The organism is Wenzhouxiangella sp. YN1, assembly GCF_056324145.1.
The window spans coordinates 1-234 of sequence record NZ_JBJNIO010000098.1 but is presented as its reverse complement, the minus strand read 5'-3'; the positions used below and the strand labels follow the sequence as shown (position 1 = coordinate 234).

Sequence of the window (234 nt, the reverse complement as noted above, 5' to 3'; positions counted from 1 at the left end):
GCAGGCTCGGGACCGTGGTGAGCTGTACCCCGACGCCGGCTCCGACGCCCAGGGCTGGAGCGCCCGGGACAAGTTCGCCGCCGTGATTGAAACCGCGCCGATGAACGCCTCCGAGCGCTCGGAGTACTGCCGCAAGCGCGGCCTGTATCCGGAGCAGCTGGCCGCCTGGCGCCGGGCCTGCGAGCAGGCCAACGACTGGGCCGAGGAGCGCGGTGGCCAGCAGGTCAAGGCCGA

The 234-nt window shown here is 72.6% G+C and carries 1 pseudogene; it reads left to right on the top strand.

What is annotated here, in order from left to right:
• Window positions 1-234, top strand: a pseudogene (locus tag ACEWQZ_RS02330) (IS3 family transposase); the annotation flags it as partial.